This is a genomic window from Colwellia sp. Bg11-28 (assembly GCF_002836245.1).
Lineage (GTDB): Bacteria > Pseudomonadota > Gammaproteobacteria > Enterobacterales > Alteromonadaceae > Colwellia > Colwellia psychrerythraea_A.
This window is the reverse complement of record NZ_PJBA01000006.1, coordinates 1,172,151-1,194,636: the sequence shown is the minus strand read 5'-3', so window position 1 is coordinate 1,194,636 and position 22,486 is coordinate 1,172,151. Positions and strand designations below refer to the sequence as shown.

General features: G+C 37.8%; 16 protein-coding genes. 3 read left to right on the top strand and 13 right to left on the bottom strand.

Features of this window, described 5'->3' with window-relative positions:
• Positions 1 to 13: 13 nt before the first annotated feature.
• The 13 genes from CXF79_RS12315 to CXF79_RS12255 form a co-directional block, all read right to left on the bottom strand.
• The gene (locus CXF79_RS12315; protein WP_011043609.1) at positions 14 to 2,332 is read right to left on the bottom strand and encodes an efflux RND transporter permease subunit; all 2,319 of its coding nucleotides are present in this window, start codon (positions 2,330 to 2,332) and stop codon (positions 14 to 16) included.
• A 60-nt stretch (positions 2,333 to 2,392) separates the two neighbouring features.
• A complete protein-coding gene (locus CXF79_RS12310) occupies positions 2,393 to 3,427 on the bottom strand; it encodes a WD40/YVTN/BNR-like repeat-containing protein (protein WP_101155220.1) in 1,035 nt (344 codons plus the stop codon).
• Positions 3,428 to 3,556: 129 nt separating this feature from the next.
• On the bottom strand, positions 3,557 to 4,918 hold the full coding sequence (locus tag CXF79_RS12305) for a DUF1329 domain-containing protein (RefSeq protein ID WP_101156302.1): 1,362 nt from the start codon (positions 4,916 to 4,918) through the stop codon (positions 3,557 to 3,559).
• Between the two features lie 27 nt (positions 4,919 to 4,945).
• Positions 4,946 to 7,036: a DUF1302 domain-containing protein gene (locus CXF79_RS12300; RefSeq protein WP_101155218.1), complete on the bottom strand. Its 2,091-nt coding sequence runs from the start codon at positions 7,034 to 7,036 to the stop codon at positions 4,946 to 4,948.
• 377 nt (positions 7,037 to 7,413) lie between these two features.
• The gene (locus CXF79_RS12295; protein ID WP_011043613.1) at positions 7,414 to 7,629 is read right to left on the bottom strand and encodes a DUF2835 family protein; all 216 of its coding nucleotides are present in this window, start codon (positions 7,627 to 7,629) and stop codon (positions 7,414 to 7,416) included.
• 89 nt (positions 7,630 to 7,718) lie between these two features.
• Positions 7,719 to 10,346, bottom strand: coding sequence for an aminopeptidase N (gene pepN, locus CXF79_RS12290; RefSeq protein WP_101155215.1), 2,628 nt, complete (start codon positions 10,344 to 10,346; stop codon positions 7,719 to 7,721).
• 27 nt (positions 10,347 to 10,373) lie between these two features.
• Positions 10,374 to 11,852: a Na+/H+ antiporter NhaC gene (gene nhaC, locus CXF79_RS12285; RefSeq protein WP_101155213.1), complete on the bottom strand. Its 1,479-nt coding sequence runs from the start codon at positions 11,850 to 11,852 to the stop codon at positions 10,374 to 10,376.
• Between the two features lie 95 nt (positions 11,853 to 11,947).
• Positions 11,948 to 13,999 (bottom strand): carboxy terminal-processing peptidase, encoded by a 2,052-nt coding sequence (gene prc, locus CXF79_RS12280; RefSeq protein WP_101155211.1) that lies wholly within the window; start codon positions 13,997 to 13,999, stop codon positions 11,948 to 11,950.
• Between the two features lie 87 nt (positions 14,000 to 14,086).
• Entirely contained in the window at positions 14,087 to 14,749 is a 663-nt protein-coding gene (proQ, locus tag CXF79_RS12275; protein ID WP_011043617.1) for an RNA chaperone ProQ, read from the bottom strand.
• 111 nt (positions 14,750 to 14,860) lie between these two features.
• Positions 14,861 to 15,148, bottom strand: a complete 288-nt coding sequence (locus tag CXF79_RS12270) for a hypothetical protein (RefSeq protein WP_011043618.1) — start codon at positions 15,146 to 15,148, stop codon at positions 14,861 to 14,863.
• A gap of 43 nt (positions 15,149 to 15,191) precedes the next feature.
• Positions 15,192 to 15,668: a GAF domain-containing protein gene (locus tag CXF79_RS12265; protein WP_101155209.1), complete on the bottom strand. Its 477-nt coding sequence runs from the start codon at positions 15,666 to 15,668 to the stop codon at positions 15,192 to 15,194.
• Positions 15,669 to 15,784: 116 nt separating this feature from the next.
• Complete coding sequence (locus tag CXF79_RS12260) at positions 15,785 to 16,612, bottom strand: SIMPL domain-containing protein (RefSeq protein WP_101155207.1); 828 nt, start codon at positions 16,610 to 16,612, stop codon at positions 15,785 to 15,787.
• Positions 16,613 to 16,797: 185 nt separating this feature from the next.
• The gene (locus CXF79_RS12255) at positions 16,798 to 17,463 is read right to left on the bottom strand and encodes a YccT family protein (protein WP_101155204.1); all 666 of its coding nucleotides are present in this window, start codon (positions 17,461 to 17,463) and stop codon (positions 16,798 to 16,800) included.
• Between the two features lie 209 nt (positions 17,464 to 17,672).
• Here CXF79_RS12255 and CXF79_RS12250 point away from each other — a divergent pair, with 209 nt between their 5' ends.
• From CXF79_RS12250 to CXF79_RS12240, 3 genes are all read left to right on the top strand, one after another.
• Positions 17,673 to 18,200, top strand: a complete 528-nt coding sequence (locus tag CXF79_RS12250) for an RNA polymerase sigma factor (protein WP_232769161.1) — start codon at positions 17,673 to 17,675, stop codon at positions 18,198 to 18,200.
• 10 nt (positions 18,201 to 18,210) lie between these two features.
• Positions 18,211 to 19,335: a FecR family protein gene (locus CXF79_RS12245; RefSeq protein WP_101155202.1), complete on the top strand. Its 1,125-nt coding sequence runs from the start codon at positions 18,211 to 18,213 to the stop codon at positions 19,333 to 19,335.
• A 220-nt stretch (positions 19,336 to 19,555) separates the two neighbouring features.
• Entirely contained in the window at positions 19,556 to 22,405 is a 2,850-nt protein-coding gene (locus CXF79_RS12240; RefSeq protein ID WP_232769210.1) for a TonB-dependent receptor plug domain-containing protein, read from the top strand.
• The last annotated feature ends 81 nt before the right edge of the window (positions 22,406 to 22,486 follow it).

Here is a 22,486-nt window from a genome sequence, read left to right as displayed (position 1 = left end):
TCAGTCACGATTCTTATTTTTTATCATTCCTTTTCTCTGGCCATAAAAAGGCTGAGAGTGCAGGTAAAATAATAATAGCGGCCAACATATTAACCAAAAACATAAAGGTTAGTAATATTCCCATATCTACTTGAAATTTCAAATCTGAGAAAAACCAAGTCGACACACCAATGGCCAAAGTTAAGCCGGTAATAAGTACAGCGCTACCACGCTCTTTTAATGCTTCAAGGTATGCATCATGGACATTCATGCCCTCTTTTAGCTTAGTACTCATGGTAGATAGTATATAGATACCATAATCGACACCAATACCAACGCCCAATGCAATAACAGGTAAGGTAGAGACGGTTAATCCGATATCAAGTGCCGTCATTAACCACTGAGCTAGCGTAGAAACTACATATAAAGGTAAAACAACGACTAAAGTTGCTCTGACGCTTCTAAAGCTAATTAGGCACAATGCAATGACAGCACCGTAAACATAAAGCATCATAGGTAACTGAGCTTCTGCAACCGCTTCATTCGTTGCGGCCATAACACCGACTGGCCCAGAGGCTAATTTGAATTGAACGTGTTCACTACCCAACTCTTTAGCGGTAACTTTAACTGCTTCAATGACAGTGTTAATCGTATCTGCTTTATGATCTTCTAAGAATAAAATCACTGGCATAACACTACAATCACTATTAAGAAGACCGCTAGACGATGGTACCCGTGCAATGGACTGCACTAACGTTTGCTGATTACGTGGAATCACTCGCCATTTTGGATTGCCTTCGTTGTAACCGGCATTAACAATTTTAGAGATAGAAGATAAGCTGACCGCCGATTGCACACCCGCAACATTTTCCATCTGCCATTGAAAGCGGTCTATCGTTGACATGGTATCGTAATAAGTACATGCATCAGCGCTTGTCTCAATAATTACCGACATATAATCAACACTAATTGCATACCTATCAGTAATTAAGAAAGTATCTTGGTTGTAACGTGAAGATTCATGTAACGCCGGAGCACCCGCATGTAATTCACCGATTTTCAAACCTTGGCCTTGATAAAAGCCAACAACGAATAAAATAGCCGTAAAGAACAGTATTATTCTTGCAGGACCTTTACTGGCGAAACTAGCCATAAATGACCACACAGCACTTTGTTCACTTAATTGACCAACTTTCGCACTCACTTTTATTTTGGTAAATGAAAGTAATACTGGCAATAAAATAAGGTTAGTTAAAATAATCATCGCCACACCTATCGAAGCGGTGATAGCAAGTTCTTTGATAATACCAATATCAATAGAGAGTAGCGTTAAAAAACCAACCGTATCGGAGAGTAATGCTACACCACCAGGAATCAACAATGCTCGAAAACTTGCTTGAGCTGCTGAAGCAGGCGTTAAACCAGTTGCAACTTTTTTAACGACCGAATTTATCATTTGTACGCCATGGCTCACACCAATGGCAAAAACTAAAAAGGGAATCAATATCGACATAGGATCAAGACCAAAGCCCAGGCTTGATAACATGCCCATTTGCCAAACAACGGCAACTAAAGAACAAAGAATAGGTAAAACCGTTAAACGAATAGAATGACAAAAAATGTAGACCATCACTGCGGTAATGGCTATTGCTAGGGCAAAAAATAATACTACACCCTTAGCACCCTCAGCAACATCGCCGACCATTTTGGCAAAACCAATGATATGTACACTGATATTATCGCGTTCAAATTCTTGACGAACTTCTTGTTCTAGTTTTTCTGCTATTTCAAGCGTATCTAATTTTTCACCAGTATCAGGATTAAATTCTAATAAAGCCGCTTTAACCATAGCGCAACTATAATCGTCAGCAACAATACTACCGACAATACCTGCTTTCTCTATATTGCCCTTAACTACGCCAAGGCCTTTTTCTGATGGTTGAAAATCTGCGGGGATAACTGGACCGCCGGCAAATCCATCCTCAACGACCTCGACAAAACGAGTACTAGGCGAGAACAGTGATTTTACTTGGATCCGATCAACACCAGGAATGAAAAACAACTTGTCGTGTACACCTTTTAAGGCGTTAAAGAAATCAGCGTTGAATATATCGCCATTACTATCACAGACAGAGATTAGAATATTATTCGCACCACCAAAGTTTGTCCTATGTTTCAAATAGGTTTTCATGTAACTGTGGTTTAGCGGTATATTTTTAGTAAACGAAGCATCGAGTCTAATTTGAGTCGCTTGGAAGAGAAAAAAAGCACTGGTGATAATGAATAACATTAACACCAGGAGTTTATGACGAAATAGGCCTACTTCAATACGGTTAGCCAGAGAAATTTTCATATTAATACATTCCGAACTTTATTAAATTTATTATATTTTGTGTGTTTTACGTAGCTGTAATTATTCTTGAGATAAATCAACTACCTTAATACCAACATCAGAGACTGCAATTAACTGACCTTTAAACCACACACCCGCGATTAACGTTTTTCCATCTTGCTGAGGTATTTTGCTAAAACTTTCACCATCGTCGGTGCTAATAAGCAACATACCATTGTTTCCTAGAATGAAAATTCGCTCATCATTAGCAAAAACAATATCATTTAATAATGCAGTGGTATTGGTGGGAACTTCATCCCACTGCGAACCATTATTGAGGCTACGAAAAACATGGCCACGAAGGCCTGCGACTAAAACATTACCCGTTTTCGTTCGCGCCAATGAGAAAAAAGAACCTTGATAAAAGTTATCAAATTGTTGCCAGGTCAGGCCAAAGTCATCACTTTTTGCCAATAACCCTGTTTCACCTAATAGAAATAAACTGCTACCGTCTTGAACCAAACGATTAAAGTGCGGCAAAATGAAGGTAATCTCGTCTAGATAAGCGGCTTCATCTTCAGCCTTTAATTCATTAAGGTATTCAACATCATCAGCTAACAAAATCTCTTGATGAAATTCGTTTTGCCAAGTGCTACCACCATCATTGGTGCGAAATACCTGGCCATAAGCACCAACAGCAATTCCCTGCTGAGGGTTTTTAAAATAAATATCAAAAAGGGGTTTTTCTAGTAAAGGTAAATATTGTTGAACTTGCCAATTGAGCCCACCATCTTGGCTGTGCAATATCGTTGCGTCATGACCAACAGCCCAACCTAACTGTTTATTTAAAAAGAACACATTGGTTAATGTAACTTGTACAGGTACATTGGCTTGTTGCCATTTTTTACCGTCGTTAGAAAGTAATATATGGCCATGCTGTCCGACCGTTACTAGCTTTTCTTGACCAATAAGTGAAATGTCTAATAATAATGATTTACTTGCTAATGGAGACTCTATTGCTGGAGTTGGGATATTGATAGTTGACGCTGTATTTTCAGCACAAACAGGAGAAATCGAGATAAAATATATAACTGCAAAAGCAACTAATAAACGCATAACAACACTCTTTTGACTTTTCTAATGATAAAAATAAATATAGAACTAAATTAAGTTAAATTTACGATAAGTGCAAAATTAACACTAAAAAAAACGGCTAACATCTGTCAGCCGTTTTCATATTACTGATTATCTACGACCTTCTCGTCTTAGCGCAGCGGGAGTAAAATCTCGCTCGTTAAGCTTTTTAGAAAAGTCATACATTTTAGCTTCATTATCTAACCCTATCGCTATATAACGACGTGATTGAATATCATGAAACACATCAAGCGTTGACCAAAGTGTTGGTACATCATAATAATTGATAGCATGTGCTACACCTACACGATAAAGCTCATCGCGATTATCATAAATATCAGTAACCGCTACTTGCCAGCTATCTTCATCGATATAAAAAACACGCTTCTTGTACATATGACGAGTATTTTCTTTAAGGTTAGCTTCTACTACCCAAACACGATGCTTTTCATAACGTACTAAGTCTGGATTAATGTGCCCTGCCTGTAGAATATCTTCATACTTAACTTTATCACTATGCAGTCGATAGTCGTTATAAGGAATCAATAATTCTTGCTTGCCTTTTAAAGTCCAGTTATAACGGTTTGGTGCGCCATTATACATATCAAAATCATCGGTGGTTCTTAAACCATCTGACGCTGTACCTGGTGCATCATAAGCTACATTCGGTGCACGGCGTACACGACGTTGACCCGTATTATAGGTCCATGCTTGTCTAGGTGTTTTAATTTGATCCATAGTTTCATGAACTAATAAAGCGGTACCAGCTAGACGAGCAGGCTCAGTTAATTTTTGTTTGAACTTAAACAAAATATTAGTTTTTTCAAGCTCCTCTGGTGAAGCACCTTGAACACTGTATGGTAATAACAATGTTTCATTTAAACCAACATAAGTAAAACTACCTGATGCTGTCGGTGCAGCCTGACCCGCTTGACGAGTAACACTTTCACCACGATAGCGTAATGTGTGGTTCCAAATAGCTTCAAGACCATTTGCTGGCACTGGAAAAGGAATACCAACAGCAGCTTGCTTAATACCATTACCTTCTTTAACTAATTCTGAACGTGTCGCATTATCTTTAACAGCCTGATAAACATGCTCTGGATATGAAGCACTACGACGTGTTTGATAAACATTCATTTTATAGGTGTCAGGATAAGTTTCAAATAATTTAATTTGTCCCGGTGTTAACAACGATTTGTAATCTGCAAGATTACTCGCTGTAATAGTATATTCAATTTTATCTGTTGGATAAGGGTCAATATGATGATCACCTGGAGTATATCCAGCAGGTGGCTTAGTAATACCACCTGTCCACTCTGGAATCGAACCATCTTTATTAGCCGCACGTGTAGCACCTAAAGGAGTTAATTCTGACGACAATGTTGCCGCTTGATCAGCTGGTATTTTTGCTAAAGCACCCGCCGATAAGACCATAGAGATGGTCAATGATAATAGTTTGACTCTATTCATGTTATTTCTCATGATTTCTGCCTTAAATTAGATTGAATATTTTACGCTGAAAGAAACATAATCATGATCTTCCATCTTATTAGTGGTGCCAACACCACCGAAGAAACTGTTATAGTTCAAATCGGCTGACCAACGACTTTGATAATCAAAGGTTACTCCTAGCGCCATTGACTTTCTGCCTTCAATAAACATAAACAATGGGTCAGGGGTAATACCACTAACATCGTGGGAAAATACAACACGTGGCGCTATGTTGATACCAGCGATAACGTTAGTATATTCAAACTTAGCTATTGCACGATAACCCCAAGCAAATTCTGTTGGGAATGGGTTAGTTTCAACACCATCTTGTAACGCTTTGTTTAAACCTGGAGCACCATTACTAACACCACCACTGCGAGCGGTACCTGGGCCATTTAAACGTAATTCACTTTGCTCAGGCATATCATTAATATTAATGCCACCGACTTCAATGAGGCCTACTAATTGACTCGCGCCAAACGTTGGTCCAAACAAATGCGTTAATGTCATTTGTGCTTGCATAGTATCAGAGAGAATATAACCATTTGCTCTTTCACCAGGACCGAAAGGATTACCATCAGCATTAACCATTTGCGAAACACCATTTAGTGCGGCGCCCGCAGGGTTTCCTGAATTATAAACTTGCTGAGGAACTGCAGCAAATAGTAGTTCAACATCATCAATTTGCAGCGGCTCATCTTGACGATAACTTACTTCACCGGCAAAGGCTGTTGTACCCAAGGTTGTGTTAAAACTCATTGCGTACATTTTAATGTCTTCTACATAATCTAACTCAACACGAGAGAAACTATTTAACTCAGTATAGTTACCTTCGTTAATTTCATTTCCTACAAGATATCCAATATCTCCGCCTATTGATGCAGCACTATAATCTGCGGTAACGCCTGAGAATATTGGTCGACGACTATGATAATTGACATGATACAAACTTATTTCAGTATCATTTAATTCAGGTAAGAACCAAGATAAACGCAAACCATATTGGCCGCCATCATCAGGATCATTTTCAGCTTTAGAGCCTGGTGCTCTTAAGGTAAGATTAGTAGCATAAGCACCATACATTCCAGCAGCTTGCGTGGGTGATATTTTCCCTGTTCGAACTCCTTCACCAATTTCATTTAGACCAGCCATTAGGTAATCTAAGTTCATGTCAGGATTGCCACCAAAACCAAGTTGAACATTATTGTATTGACCACCGTCACCGGCAAAGTCGTTGGTCGAAAAATAACTACCTGGTGGTGGTAAAATAGTTTTCTCCCAAGCGTATTGATAAAAGGCTTCAATGTTGAAGTTATCTGTAACGCCCAATGAGCCCCATAAGGAACCAACCGGAATAAATGCTTCTTTTAATTCAGCACCCGGTGCACGTAAACGTGCAATATCAACAGCATTGATCTCACTGATACCATGTGAAATTAACGTACTTTCACCCCAGCTAATGACTTGATCACCAAGACGAACTGAGAATGGCATTTCACCGATTTCAAAATCACCATAAACATAAGCATCGAGTAGGCGGATATCTTGACAGACTTGTTTTTTCGCTTCGCTATCACGACAGGGATCGAAAACATTACCGGTAAGCGCATTAGAGGATGCTCTATCATCATCCATCATGGCATAATCATAAAAATACATACCACGAACAAAAACACCAACATTTTGATAGTGAATATCTAATTCATGAACACCTTTAAATATTTTGGAGAAACTTTCACCGGCATTATAATTTAAATTGCCGTTATCACCATTGGTAGAATAACCACCAGCACCTTTCCAAACATCTTCTTTAACAGGCACATTGAGTGGTGAGTAAGGTCTGTAAGTATTATCAAAGCCTAAGGCGCTATTGGCATTGTTAGACTTACCTATATTGTCATTCCAGTTTCTATCTTCTGTTCGCCAGCTTGAGCCGAGACTAAAAGTAGAATCAAAACTGATCTCTACATCACCGAGCTCCCATCTTGCTGCTTGAGCAGTATTAACCATTGAAGTTAACAACGACATTGAAAGCGCGGCAGCAATACCTACAGCTAAAGGTTTTTTGGCAAAGCCATGTTGAGGCTTGTTTTTCATCTATTCTCTCCCCTGTTCAGAACATGATGCTAAAAGATAAAATATCACCGAAAGTTCATCTACATTAATGTAATCAAAAGTTAGTTCTTGTTATATTATTTATCTAACGACAGCAATAATTACATCATTTGACTTAGGTAGCAAGCGTAAACATTGGAGTTAAAGCGCTATATTTTAATGACTTGCATTCAACTAAATGCCCGCTTTAATGCATTGTTTTAAACGTGCGTTTGAAATTTAAATATTACAATACTAGGTTTGTTTTATAAGCTCATGAAATAACGATTATTTGTTTAACTTAGGATTGTAAATACACAAGGCGAATGGTCGGACCACTGTTTCAAGTGATTACTCTATTTAATAACACTGAAGCGAAATTAATTCAGTTTAGATAAGGATAAAAATTTATTTTGTTGAGTTTGTAAACAAAAATCTCCTTGAATACCATTAACGGTAAGGTACTTTCGTAGGTGCATAGCAGGAAATTGCACTTTAACACCTTGGGTCGTTGTGACGACAACATTTTGAACTGTGCCTTGGTAGTAAGGGAGAAATTCATTAGTCGTTATTTTAAGAGAGAAGTAATATTTCATGTTATTAAATACATTTACGGATATAAATACTAGTAACGTGCTAATTTGAAATCAAAGCACGTTACTACCAAGTGATATTATAAGTTGAATTAGTCATTGAGTGCAGCATCAAGCTTTTCTTTTAAGTCATTAGACAAGTTGGTTAATGCCTGTAATTTAACTAACTCTGCTTTCATTAACTTTTGATGTGCAGGGGCAAAACTTTTAAATTGAATTAACGGTGTTATTAGTCTTGAGGCCACTTGTGGATTAATTTCATTTAATTTAGCAATTTGATCAGCTAAGAATTGATAACCTCGCCCTGTCGGACAATGAAAATACTTAGGATTATTCATTGCAAAAGCACCAATTAACGAGCGTGCTCTATTCGGATTTTTTAAGCTAAATTGTGGATGTTCTAAAAGGTTGGCAAGTTGTGTAAAAACATCTTCACTGACCACGCTAGCATTCAGGGCAAACCATTTATCCATAACTAATGTAGTTTGTTGCCACTTATTTTCGAAATGTTCTAATTGTTCATTTAAATCGTCTAAATTATTTTTTGAGCTACAGGTTAAAGCAGCCAAACTATCAGTCATGTTCTCTTTTAATATGTCATCATTATTCGTCGCTTGCTGGTATTGTTGCGTAACCAAGTACTGGTATTCAGGTAAAAGGCTTAAATAGGACAAACAAACATTTTTCAATGCTCTATTCGCTACAGCATTATCTTTTAAATCGTCCTGCTGACAAGCTTTATAGCTAACAAGTAATTGTTGCTGAGTACCTCGCGCAATAAAAGTAGCAAGTGTGGTTATCGCATTAGTCAATGCTATTGGGTCAATATCAACCATCAAACTAGCAGCTTCATCGAAACTCGGTAATGATAATTGCTCCGCAATGAAGGCGCGATCGCCACCACTATTTAACATATCATTGATTGCATTGATTGCATTGATTAATTCATTAGGGATAGTGTAATCAATATCAAACGTTAATTGATGTAAGTATGACATTAACAATTTCTGACCTGCATCCCAGCGACAGAAGCTATTATCAGCTTGCTGCATAATGGTTAATAGGCTGGTATTATTTTGATCAAAAATCAACTTAACTGGCGCACTAAAATCAGCAAGCATTGCTAACGTTGGTTTGCTGGTAAAACCACTAAACTGCCAACTTTGCTCGGTTTGGGTCAATTCTAATAACTCACTTTGCGAAGCCTCGTCATTATTGTCACTGATTAATTCAACTTTGATTGGAATATGTAAAGCTTGTGGATTCTGTTGATTTTTAGTTATTGGTGATTGCTGTAATAAAGTTAATGTATAAATGTTAGTTTGTGAGTCAAACATTTCTTGTGCTTTAATCACAGGTGTTCCGGACTGGCTATACCATAACTTAAATTGAGCTAAATCTTTACCGCTAGCATCACTCATAGCATTGATAAAATCATCACAAGTCACAGCCATCCCATCAAAACGAGAGAAATATAAGTCCATGCCTTGTCTAAATTTATCTACACCAATCAATGTATGCAACATACGAATAACTTCAGAGCCTTTTTCATAGACTGTTAGCGTGTAAAAGTTATTCATTTCAAGTACTTTTTCAGGTCGTATTGGATGCGCCATTGGACCTGCATCCTCAGCAAACTGCTGAGAACGTAATACGCGTACGTTTTGAATACGAGTCACCGCACTTGAATGCATTTGGGCACTAAATTGCTGATCTCGAAACACGGTTAAGCCTTCTTTTAAGCTTAGTTGAAACCAATCACGACAGGTGACGCGATTTCCGGTCCAGTTATGAAAATACTCATGGGCAATAACCGCTTCAATATTAAAATAGTCACTATCTGTTGCGCAATGACTATCTGCAAGTACGTATTTAGAATTAAAAACATTTAAGCCTTTGTTTTCCATCGCACCCATATTAAAAAAGTCTACCGCGACAATCATGTAGATATCTAAGTCATATTCAAGACCAAATGTCTCTTCATCCCATGCCATTGATTTTTGCAGTGACGTCATGGCATGTTCAGCTTTCGCCAAGTTGCCTTTATCAACAAATATCTCAAGGGCAACTTCCCGGCCCGACGCCGTCGTAAAGTTATCCTCAAGTAAGTCAAAATCACCTGCGACTAAGGCAAAAAGGTAACAAGGTTTTGGAAAGGGGTCATGCCAAGTAACAAAGTGTTTATTGGCCGACAACTCACCACTCGCCACTTTATTACCATTAGATAATAAGTAGGGATATAGGTTTTTATCAGCGATAACCTTAGTGGTAAATGTTGCCATCACATCAGGTCTATCTAGATAATAGCTGATGCGTCGAAAGCCTTCAGCTTCACATTGAGTACAAAAAGCATCACCTGATTTAAATAACCCTTCTAGCGCCGTGTTTTCTTGTGGGTTTATCTCGGTAGTAATAATGAGCGTAAAATGGCTTCTATCTGGCAAGCTACTTGCTGGGATAATTAATAACGTCTCATTAATTTGATATTGATCTTTACTGAGCGCCTGATTATCAAGCACTAATGATACTAATGTTAAGTGCTCACCATTTAGTTGTAATGCTTGTTGAACGTCACCTTTTCGCTCTATGGTCAATTCACTGACCACTTGACTACAAGTATCATCTAAATGGATAGTTAAATTTACTGTATTAATAGTAAAGTCAGCTGGGCGGTAGTCCGCTAAAAACCGTGGTGCTGTGTCTGATAAAATAGATGACATAATAGAGCCTTACTTTGGAGATGAAAATTAAGCTGTTGCTTGTTGAGTTGTTTCTTTAGCCGTTTTAGTCGTTAGTTTCTTTATATTAAAACCAATAAAGCCATAAATAACAGCAAGGATGGGATTAATCCAGTTAAAGAAACAATAAAACATATAATCAAGTGGGTTAACTAATAACACCCCTGACATATAAACGGCACAAGTATTCCATGGGATTAGTGGTGAAGTAATGGTACCTGCATCTTCCAGAGTACGGCTTAACACCAAGGGATCTAAACCTCTTCGCTCGTATTCTTCTTTATACATACGACCAGGCATTACAATAGCCATATATTGATCCGCGGTTAAAATGTTAGTGCCGATACACGTGGCCACAGTACTCGCGATAAGACTACCGGTTGATTTAGCTGAAGCTAAAATAACCTCAACAAACTTTTTCAACATACCTAAGTGCTCTAATACCGCACCAAAACTTAACGCACACATGATAAGCCAAACAGTATTTAACATAGAAGACATACCACCTCCACTGAGTAATGAGTCTAGCTGGCTGTTGCCTGTTTCAATCACCACCCCGTCAAAAAACGCCGTCCAGATCACTTTTACATTTGCTGTAATCAAATCGGTATTTCCGCCTAAACGTACGATTAACTCTTGTTGAAATACCAATGCCCAAACGCCACCAATCAAAGCACCAATTGCAACTGCGGGAAAGGCAGGTACTTTTTTAATGGCCAGCGTTAATAAAACCAAGAGTGGCACTAAATTAAAGACCGAAATATTAAATTGTTCTGCTAACTGCTGGCTTAACAAATCAATACTGTCATTATTTACTGTGATAGTTTCATTAAGTCCAATAATGATGAACAAGACTAGCGCCGTAACAATAGAAGGCGCGGTTGTCCAAAACATATAACGGATATGAGCAAAAAGTTCACTACCTGCGATAGCCGGAGCTAAATTTGTTGTCTCTGAAAGTGGAGAAATTTTATCACCAAAGTAAGCACCAGAAATAACAGCACCTGCAGTAACAGCCGGAGATAAATCTAATCCCTGAGCTATACCAATTAAAGCAACACCGATTGTAGCTGCAGTAGTCCATGAACTACCAATACTCATAGAGACGATCGCACACATTACACAGGCCGCAGCATAAAACCATGATGGATTTAATAACTGTAATCCATAATAAATCATTGTTGGTACGGTACCCGATAATAACCAAGTACCAATCAGCGAGCCTACGGCTAATAAGATTAAAACCGCACCAAGGGAAAGAGAAATGCCATTTACAATGGCTTTTTCAATAGAGTGCCAGTTGTGCCCATTTTTTACGCCGACAATAATAGCAACGCCCATGGATATAAGTAGTGCTATTTGATTCGGGCCATAAGACGAGTTGTCACCAAAATAAAATACGGCGAGGGTAAGTAAACAAATTAAAGTGATCACTGGAATGCTTGCATCGAGCATACTTGGTTGTTTTGGGAGATTTAACTCAGACATGTAATGTAAACCTTTTATTATTGTAGTTATTTAACGGTAGGCTTTATATAAAAATAAAGCCGCCTCGATGGGCGGCTTAATTATGCAAATACTGATTATTTTTTTGCGATTTTACCTAAAGATACAAAATCAAATGTTATCCGAGCTGCCTCATCTAAAAATGGGTCTAAATCATCAAGTTCATCAGATAAATCATCTAAATCGGTTACTTTCTCTTTACCTAAAAGCACAAGTTGTTCATTAACACGTACTAAACGTTTACTTTTACGTTCTTCACGCTCAGATTTACGTGTTACAAGGTTTAATGAAATAGTTTTATCATCTTTTTCCGCTTGATAAATACTAATATCTTCCAATAAGTAATTAAACTCTGGATTTTCTTTAATACGTTGCTGATAAAGTGAACTCAGGTATTCAATATCTGTATTGAGTTCATTCAACGGCGAATATTTGGCTTTTTGAATTTGATCCCAAGGTAGTGCGTTTTCTTCTTTACTTTCGCCCCAATCTTCTGGGTTTACCGCAGCAGGGAAAGAGATGTCAGGTAGTACACCTCTATGCTGTGTACTACCGCCATTTATACGATAAAATTTAGCAATAGTATATTGAATGCTTCCTAAAGGCTTTTCATATAAGTCATATACGCGACCTAAACCTCGGTGTTGTTGCACTGTACCTTTACCAAAAGTATGTTCACCAATAATGACACCACGACCATAATCTTGAATGGCAGCAGAGAATATTTCAGAGGCTGAAGCACTGTAGCGATCAACCATTACAGTTAGGGGACCATCAAAAAAGCTAACACCATCGCGATCACTATTTACTTGAATACGATTTGCGCCATCTCTAATTTGAACAACAGGACCTTTATCGATAAACAAACCTGTTAATAAAGTCGCTTCGCTCAATGAGCCGCCGCCGTTACCGCGAAGGTCAACAATGATGCCCTCAACTTCCTGCTCTTTAAGTTTGGCTATTTCTTTTTTTACATCTTTAGATAGGTTGTTGTAAAAGCTAGGTATAGTAATAACACCTAATTTTTTACTGTCTGCCACATCTGGATTTTCAAGATAAACCTCTGACTTTGCGGCTCTATCTTCTAATTTGATAATATCTCTAACGATAGAAACCACTTTAATATTGGCTTCATCGTCACTATCACCTGATAATATTTGTAAGCGAACTGTAGTGCCTTTAGCACCTTTAATTAATTCGACTACATCATCTAAGCGCCAACCGATAACATCTTCAAAATCTTTATCGCCTTGGGCAACGCCCACAATACGGTCTTTTGATTTTAATTGTTTAGACTTATCTGCCGGTCCACCCGTAACAACACGGTGAATAACAGTATAATCTTCAATTGAACGTAACTCTGCACCAATACCCTCAAGTGACAAGTTCATATCAACTTGGAATCGTTCTGCATTTCGCGGCGATAAATATGAAGTATGTGGCTCAACAACACGAGCAAAGCTATTCATTACAAGTTGGAAAGCATCTTCACTTTCACTTTGCTTTAAACGTTTAATCGCGTACTCATAGCGTTTAGTTAATACTTCTTTAATTTTTGGCCATTCTTTCTTGGTTAATGTCAGGTTTAAAACATCTGATTTAACCTTTAACCGCCATAATTCATTCAACTCAGCTTCACTAGCAGGCCAAGGTGCGTCTTCACGATCAAAAGAATAAATTTCTTCTTTGGTGAAATTGAAAGGGTTTTTATCGCCTTTACTATTTAATAAACTGACTGCATATTCATAACGTTCTAAACGTCTTTGCATATTTAGGTTATAAATATCGTAAGCGGTTTCCAACTTACCACGTGTCAATACAGTGTCGAATTCAAGACGATATTTCTGAAAATCATCAATATCAGTTGCTAAGAAAATATTTCTCGCATAATCGAGTTGTTTAATAAAACGATCAAAAACTTCACCTGATAGAGCATCATCAATGGTGACTTTCTTATAATGCGCACGAGTGAATCGTGCCGTAATGCGCTTGCTTGCTGTAGCATGCTGAGATTCAGGCATGAGTACAGGGAGTTCTTCTGGAGTGATTGGTTTTTCATACGCAATAGCGCTTACAGATAAACCTAACGATAAAGATACGGCGAGAGCGATACGACAAAATTTTTGCATGCATTAACTTCCTATTCAATTTCTAAGTGACCTAACGGTTTCTGCTAGGCCTAGCCGCCAAACCTAATTATGGCGACTTTTGACTGCTTACAAGTAGATATTTTGTAGTTGAGTTTTGATAACCATGCCAGAATCAAGTTGTACACTGATATCTTTACCTGAAATTTCAGTGATAGTCGCTTTCATTGGTGAATTACCCAATTGCACTCTAACTTTACTACCTACGTTAATTGTAGTTGATTCAACAGATTTAAGTGGCTCTACTTCTTTTTTCACAGTTTTTTTCGGTGTTGACTTAACTGTTTTAAATTTAGTTGATTCACGTTTTTTATCAGCTGGCTTATTATTAGCTGCTTCTGTTGAGCCTTGTTTACCTTTATAAGGCTTTTTGGCATCGTTGTCTGTCGCTTTTTTGTTACCAAATTTTTCTTGGCTTTCTTTAAGCGTTTTGCTGGCATAAGCTGCTTGATCTTCATCAATTTCAGCAACGTCTTTGCCATCAACGTCTACACGTGAATTACCAACCTTGATAACTTTTAGATAACGCCAGCTGCTTGTATAATGTCTTAATGCTTGACGTAAACGTGTTTTGCTCACCGTTTCATCATCATCAAGCTTTTCAGCTAGATCTTGGAATATACCAATTTTAAGGGGTTTAACAGGACCTTTAATTGAAAAACACTCTGGGAATTTTTCAGTTAAATAAGCAATGATGTCTTTCGTACTTGTACGTTTAATTTCAGTTTCCATAGCTACACTTTTTTACAATTTTAATTAAATTAAGCTGATTTTATTTTTAAACAAGAATCACTCTATCAAGAACGACTCTAGCAAGAAAATAGCGCCAATGTTTATCTTTCTTTATTCTTCAGATTGAAGATGTTGCTCAGGATTATCGAGCACATGCTTACACCAATCATATATATCATCTGTTTCTATTTCAGCAATCGCTTCTTGGCCTATCCAGGTATCCCAAATGAGTGCCAACAACTGCTCTAACACTTCCGTATCGATATTTTCATCCGCTAAGTCGTACATAGTATGATAAATTTCATTCATACGCTCAGCAACTTCTTCTTCCTGACCATCCCAGTCCCCAACAATTTCTTGGGTTACTAGATAGTCATGAATGACTACAAATTCTTTCATTAAACTTTCACTTTCTCTATAAATTTTAGACTACAGGGTAAACTTACGCATTGTCCATAGCAGTAATATTTTGCTCGAAAGCCTGTACTATCGACACAATGCCTTGTTCGTCTTCTAGGTTGAATCGATCAAACACTGTGCTATCAATGTCTAAAATAGCAATCACTTTACCAGCGATTTTAACAGGAACAACTAGTTCAGCATTACTACTTGCATCACAAGCAATATGACCATCAAACTGATGAACATCTGATATACGCTGAACTTCTCCTGTAAAAGAACAAGTACCACAAACGCCTTTACCGACAGGAATTCGAATACAAGCGACTTTACCTTGAAAAGGACCAAGCACCAATTCATCATCAATAAGACGATAAAAGCCAACCCAATTTACATCAGCTAATCGCTCAAACAGCAAAGCACTGATATTTGCCATGTTTGCAATAATATCAGATTCATCGTTTATTAGCGCTTTAGTTTGCCCTAATAGTTCATGATAAAATTCAGCTTGATTACTCATTTAAAGGCACCATTGAAGAAAGCTATGATAAAAAGCGCTAACATACCTAAAAACACACGATAATTAAAGCTTTTCTCGAACAAATGGCCAACTATTCCGAGTTATTAGTTCATTTATCAATCTTGAAGGCTAAATTTCACTAAAACACGGGCGGTAATGCTTTGACTACCGATTAATGATGAATGCGCTCTTGGACTTGAGTCTTTCATCATTGCCTCTGCATACATAGGACGATAATGATTACTTGACTGCTCTCTAATTAATTGTAATTTTTCTATTTTTCGCCCTGCCTGTTCAGCCATACGCTGAGCTTTTTTCCTTGCATGGCTAATAGCTTTTAATAAAGCTTGTTGGTAATACTCGTCTCTTCCCTCGACACTCATAGATAGTGAGGAAATATGACTGACATTTATTTTAATAATTTTCGTTATAAAACTATCGTAGTCATCAATTTTATTAAAATTAACAGTAATTTGACGACTTAATTCAAATAATGGTCTTTTTTGTCCATTAACAGTATTTGTTTGTTGATTAATACTTTGGCCATCAATATAAACACTGCCTTGCCTAGCGTTATTAAGTTCAAGGCCCTGCACTTGAATTGAGGGTTTTTCTTCCACTATACGTAAATTAACCCGTGCAGAAGTTATATTTCTGTCCTTTACTGCAAGGCTTTTAGCTGCATTAACGACTGAATTACTCTTTTTATCTACTAATGCTTTTAACTTATTCGGTACGCGACCACGTTCAGTAATTGTTAACGTTAATGAAAATTGATCAGGTATAACCACCACACTGCCCTGACCTGAAACTTCAATCCCTGTATCATCAAAAGAAAAAGCGTAGCTTGGTAACAATGAGCAAATCAAAAGTGTCGAGTACGATGTTATGCGCTTTAAGTTTAACAACGTATTTATAGGTGAACGAAAAGATAACAAATTCATGTTAGCGCCTTAATTTAAGTGGTGAATGTACTGAACCCGTTACCTAAAAAAATACTAGCCTTTGGAGGTTGTAATCCATTCATTGCTGCGCCTAAAACCAAGTAGGCCAGCAAAATCTGAAAATGTATATTAAATGATAACGGGTGAATCGTTGTAAAAAGGAGGACGTTTCCTACTTAACTGCTTTATTTTTTATTGATAAACTTAAGAAAGTCTTCTTTCTCATCTTTGCTAGCCTTCTGCCACCAGTATTTGAGCATAGGAACCGTGTCTACCTTGTTGATAACTTTGTTATTAAAGGCCTGGCTATCTACAGCAGTAGTTATGGTTGGACTATTGCTTTGAGAGATAACTACTGGGGCTGATAATGTGGTAACTACTTTAGTTACCTGTTTACCCAATTTATAATCACTAAGTGTCTCTAATTCTAACACCAATTCTTGTTTGTTTTCATCGAGCAAGATAACTTCTGGTGATTGAACAAAGCGCTCGGCCGAAGCTAAATCACTAATTTTACTTGTCGATAAAAATAATTCCTGCTGATTTTCTACTACCAGTTTAACGACGAAATAATCAGACTTTACCAGTCTATCCTCACCCATATCTAAATCTTCAAAAACATCTTTATATTTAATGACTAAAGTATGTTTCCCTTGAGTTAAATCAATCGTTCGTTTTTTTGATAAAAAACCATGTTCAACGGCTTTGTCATCAACGTCACGTAATATTAGATTATCAGTAACCGTTAATGTCGCAGCGTTAGCCTTAACAGCAATAAAACTGCCTAGCAGGAGGCTGGCACAAAGATAACTTAGTAGTGAATTGTTCAAAAATTTTGCGGGGGTGGTCATTGTAGTCAAGCTTGAATCCTTTATAGCGGTGATATGTAATTACTCTTTATAAACTGCCTAGCGAATAAATAAAAGAAAAAAGATGTGATAAAGGTTAGACATTCATTCAACCCCATGCGTATTATCCATGCAAGTTAAAATGTAGTGAGCAAACATGGATGGCAAGAAACTCGACATTAACTAACCTTTTTCTAAGTACTAAAAGAAATATGGGCCGTTTGATTAGTCATATCGTCAAAGCGGACGATATCGATGATATCGTCCAAGAAACCTTTATTAAGACTTATGAAGCCGACTTAAAGCAAGAAATTAAGTACGTTCGCAGCTATATGCTCAAAACGGCAAAAAACCTTGCGTTGAACCATGTAGCTCGATGGGACAATAAATATAATGATTCTCTAGAGGATTTTTCTCAGCCACCTGTTCAATTAACTAGCGGAAAAGTTGAAGACGATTATGAAAGCAAAGAACAGTTCTTATTTTTTTGTCGAGCAACCGATCAACTATCAGGTTCAGTGCGTAAATGTTTTATTTTAAAAAAAGTTTACGGATTAAGCCAAAAAGAAATTGCTAGCTATTTAAATTTGAGTGAGAGCACAGTCGAAAAACACATAGCACAGGGTCTCCTTAAAAGTACAAAGTATATAAAACGAATGAATCACGGTCATAGTGTTAAAGGTGCTAAACAAAATCACCAAGTTCATAGCCTCCAAGTAAAAAAAACAGTTTTGAAATAGAGTAATAAGAATGGGTAATGTAAGCCAACTATTCGGTAAAGATAACAAACAACAAGATGACAGTATTATCCAAGAAGATAGTATCCAAGACCTTGCTTGTCTTTGGATTAGTCGTATGGATCGAGGATTAAGTGCATCTGAACAACAAGAGCTCGTTGAGTGGTGTAAGCAAAAGACTCAACATCATAATGCGCTACTTGAGATGGCTTCTTACTGGGATGATTTAAGTGTTTTGAATGAATTAAGTGATCTATTTCCGTTAATACAACCCAAAGTAGGCAATCAACGAAACAAATACTCTGCTATCGCCCTAGCAGCAAGTGTCGCCATTATTTCTATCATAGGTATCAATACCTTCGTCAATGAATCATTTTTACCTTATTTACCGTCTTATCATGAACAGACATTAACCCAAACTCAAACCTTGAAAACTCAAGTGGGTGAACAGACAAGTTTTACTTTACAAGATGGTTCTCAAATTCAGTTAAATACTAACAGTCTTATCAAAGTAGACTATAGCCCCACACAACGCCTACTTACACTCGTGCAAGGCGAAGCCCGTTTTGATGTCGCTAAAGATAAAAATCGTCCTTTTACCGTGACCGTTGGTGAAAAGTCTTTTACTGCACTGGGTACAATATTTAATGTCCAAAGAAACAATAATCAAGCAATGGAATTAGTTGTTACCGAAGGAAAAGTATTAATTACCAAAGCAACAACTTCAATCACTGATATTAAAGACACCTTACTTTCAGTGAGTACGGCATTTATGCCCGATATACTTGAAGCCACATTAGTCATCTCTGGTGAAAAAGCGGTGATAGCAGAAAATTCAGCACCGATTACTAAAACACCAGTCGAGAAAGTCTCTTTAGATCAAATTAACCGTGACCTAGCTTGGCAGCAAGGTATGCTTATTTTTGAAGGAGAGCCTTTATCAATGGCACTGGCTGAGATTAGCCGCTATACCTCCAGTAACTTTGAGATTGTTGACAGTAAACTATCTGAGTTAACTGTCGCGGGTTACTTCAAAGCCGGGGATATTGATGGTCTATTAACCTCATTACAAAGTAACTTTGGCATTATTTATCGCAAAAACTCCAGCGGCACTATTTTACTGTCCTCCGCAGAATAATCACCATCATCTCGAAAATCCTCTCTTATTTACTTGATAAATAGCTGGTATTTTTTACTGGCTATTTAACTACAGATAGAACAATATAAAAAAAAACAAAAAATAAATTAGAGGATTCCCCCTGCTTAACTGTTTATTACTATTGCACAGTTGGCGAAATAAACTTCGTCTGAATCAAGCCTCGTTTAGGCATGCCTTGTTGCTTAATATCTCCTTAGTGATGATGTTATCAACAATAAGTCATGTCCAGGCAGAGGAACTAATTCGCTTTGATATTAATAAACAACGAGCTGATAAAGCTTTAATTGCATTTGCCCAAAAGGCCAATCAAACGATAATTTTTTCCTTTGATCTAGCCAAGCAATATCAAGCAAATACTTTGAAAGGTTATTATCCTGTTAACCCGGGCCTAAAAAAATTATTAAATGGCTCTGGTCTAATCGCTGTTGTTAATAACTCTGGTCAACTGAGCATTCAAGTTGATTCACATAACAAGAGAGATATAACAATGAGAAATAAAAACATACATGCCGCGCTAATACCGATTTTACTCGGTGCAGCCAGCCAAACAGCATTAGCTCAAGAACCAGCTCAAGCACAAGAAGAAGAAGTAGAGAAAATATCCATAGTCGGTAGCCGAGTGGCTGGTCGATCTGTCGAAGACTTACCTGTGCCTGTTGATATTTTATCAGCGGAAGCGTTAGCAAATACTGGTCAGACAGAAGTTGGCCGAATGCTCCAAGCCATTGCCCCATCATTTAACTTCTCTAGCTCCTCTATTAGTGATGGTACCGATGCTTTACGCCCAGCAACATTACGAGGCCTGGGTCCGGATCAAACCCTAGTACTAATTAATGGTCGTCGTCGTCACCAAGCCAGTTTAATTCATATCAACACTTCTGTTGGCCGAGGCACAGCGGGTACTGATATGAATGCTATCCCTGCAGCTTCAATCAAACGTATTGAAGTATTACGTGATGGTGCTGCTGCACAATATGGCTCTGATGCCATAGCAGGTGTTATTAATATCGTACTAAATGATGCCGATGAAGGCGGTAAAGTAGCGGTATCTTATGGTGAATATTCAGAAGGTGATGGTGAAACAACCAATGTAGACATCTCTAAGGGCTTTAGCTTAGGAGATAATGGTTACCTTAATACAACCCTTAACTTTAGAGATCGTGGCTTTACTAATCGTGCAGGCTTGCATGGCTCATGTCAATTCTCAGGATGTATTGAGCAGGCTAATGGTGATTTATTATTAGGCGACCCTAGAGAAGCAACAGCAACTCGGTCTACCTTTAGAATTGGTGATGCCGATGCCAGTCAGTTTGGTTTAACCATTAATAGCGGTTATGAATTGGGTGATGGTGAATTGTATGGTTTCCTCACTTACTCGAATCGCGATAATGAATCAGCAGCATTTTTCCGCCATAACAATAACAATGGCGGTAATGCCCCACTACAAGATGGCGATGCCACTATTCCAGCCGGTTTTTTACCTAAAATTAATACTGAAATAAAAGACATTTCTTATAATTTTGGTTATCAAACAGAATTTTCAGATGGCTCGTCTTTAGATTTTTCGTATACCTATGGGCAGAACAATATTGATTATGTTACCAGTAACACCATTAACTCTTCTTTTGCTAACTCATTACGTTACAGCTCAAGTTTAAGCGCAGATGAAATTAGAGCATCGATTCCGCGCCAAGCGTCAGCATACGGATTAGAGTTATCACTGCAAACATTAAACCTTGATTATACCCAAGACTATGAATACTTTTCACTAGCCATGGGCGCGGAAATTAGAACGGATGAGTTTAAAGTAACTGCCGGTGATGAATACTCTTATCGCGACTATGATACCGATGAATTTGGCAATAGCTTATATCCTGATGACCGTTCTGCCGGTACGCAAGGGTTTGGTGGTACAGCGCCAATGCAAGCCGTAGATGAAACCCGCGATGTCATCTCATTTTATATTGATGCTGAAACTGAAGTTACTGAAGACTTAATCGTCAGCGGCGCTGTACGTTACGATGATTATGAAGGCTTTGGCGACAGTACCAACTTCAAATTAGCCGCTAACTGGTCTATCACTGAGGATATTGCTATACGTGGTGCCATGAGTACAGGTTTTAGAGCACCATCAATGCAACAACTTTACACTGACAACATAAGTACTCAGTTCCAAACAGACCCTGCTAATCCTGGCGGCGATCAAATTGCCGTTCAAGTGGGTACTTTTCGCAATGACTCAAACCTAGCTAAAGCAATAGGTATACCTGAATTAAAAGAAGAAGAAGCCACTAACTTTAGTTTAGGGACTGTCATTAATATTACCGATGATATTAACTTAACCATCGACTGGTACTCAATTGATATTGATGATCGAATCGTATTAAGTAACTCCCTAGGTCAAGGTTTATCACCCGCTTTAGATGCAGCACTTATTGCATCCGGCGCTGGTGCAGGTCAGTTTTTCCTAAATGGTGCTGATACTGAAACGACAGGTATTGATATCATTGCTACATGGAATACTGAACTACTCGGTGGTGACTTTAATTTAACTGCTGCCGCAAACTTTACTGAAACTGATGTGGTAAACATCTATACACCACCAGACAGTGCATTGGGTGGTATCGATCCAAGTGATGTATTTTCAGAGCAAGCCGTTTCTATTATTGAAGAATGGCAACCACAAGATCGAATTAGCTTAAGTGGTTTGTATACTATTGGTGATGTAAGTATTAATTTAGCCTTTAACCGCTATGGTGAATATACAGTTACTGACGGAGGCACACAAACTTACGGTGCTGAAGTATTAACTGACTTACGTGTTAACTATCAAGTAACTGAGAGCTTATCATTTAACATTGGTGGTAATAACTTGTTTGATGTTTACCCTGATGAAAACACTATAGGTAACTCACGTTCAGGAACAATAGTGGATGCAAGTGGCGATGTTGTAGTAAGTAGCCCTGGCGTATTTACTTATTCACGTCGTTCGGCTCCTTTTGGATTTAATGGTGCATTTTACTATGCAGGTGCTGAATTTAAATTCTAATACTAATTCTAGCGATTACTAGATAAAAAAAAGCGCAGAGTAATCTGCGCTTTTTATTTTATAACAGTTCGTCAATGCTAA

Bases quoted from the DNA above. Each gene is read 5' to 3' on its own strand.
- CXF79_RS12315 (WP_011043609.1), bottom strand. From the start codon at position 2,332: ATGAAAATTTCTCTGGCTAACCGTATTGAAGTAGGCCTATTTCGTCAT.
- CXF79_RS12310 (WP_101155220.1), bottom strand. From the start codon at position 3,427: ATGCGTTTATTAGTTGCTTTTGCAGTTATATATTTTATCTCGATTTCT.
- CXF79_RS12305 (WP_101156302.1), bottom strand. From the start codon at position 4,918: ATGAATAGAGTCAAACTATTATCATTGACCATCTCTATGGTCTTATCG.
- CXF79_RS12300 (WP_101155218.1), bottom strand. From the start codon at position 7,036: ATGAAAAACAAGCCTCAACATGGCTTTGCCAAAAAACCTTTAGCTGTA.
- CXF79_RS12295 (WP_011043613.1), bottom strand. From the start codon at position 7,629: ATGAAATATTACTTCTCTCTTAAAATAACGACTAATGAATTTCTCCCT.
- pepN (WP_101155215.1), bottom strand. From the start codon at position 10,346: ATGTCATCTATTTTATCAGACACAGCACCACGGTTTTTAGCGGACTAC.
- nhaC (WP_101155213.1), bottom strand. From the start codon at position 11,852: ATGTCTGAGTTAAATCTCCCAAAACAACCAAGTATGCTCGATGCAAGC.
- prc (WP_101155211.1), bottom strand. From the start codon at position 13,999: ATGCAAAAATTTTGTCGTATCGCTCTCGCCGTATCTTTATCGTTAGGT.
- proQ (WP_011043617.1), bottom strand. From the start codon at position 14,749: ATGGAAACTGAAATTAAACGTACAAGTACGAAAGACATCATTGCTTAT.
- CXF79_RS12270 (WP_011043618.1), bottom strand. From the start codon at position 15,148: ATGAAAGAATTTGTAGTCATTCATGACTATCTAGTAACCCAAGAAATT.
- CXF79_RS12265 (WP_101155209.1), bottom strand. From the start codon at position 15,668: ATGAGTAATCAAGCTGAATTTTATCATGAACTATTAGGGCAAACTAAA.
- CXF79_RS12260 (WP_101155207.1), bottom strand. From the start codon at position 16,612: ATGAATTTGTTATCTTTTCGTTCACCTATAAATACGTTGTTAAACTTA.
- CXF79_RS12255 (WP_101155204.1), bottom strand. From the start codon at position 17,463: ATGACCACCCCCGCAAAATTTTTGAACAATTCACTACTAAGTTATCTT.
- CXF79_RS12250 (WP_232769161.1), top strand. From the start codon at position 17,673: ATGGGCCGTTTGATTAGTCATATCGTCAAAGCGGACGATATCGATGAT.
- CXF79_RS12245 (WP_101155202.1), top strand. From the start codon at position 18,211: ATGGGTAATGTAAGCCAACTATTCGGTAAAGATAACAAACAACAAGAT.
- CXF79_RS12240 (WP_232769210.1), top strand. From the start codon at position 19,556: ATGATGTTATCAACAATAAGTCATGTCCAGGCAGAGGAACTAATTCGC.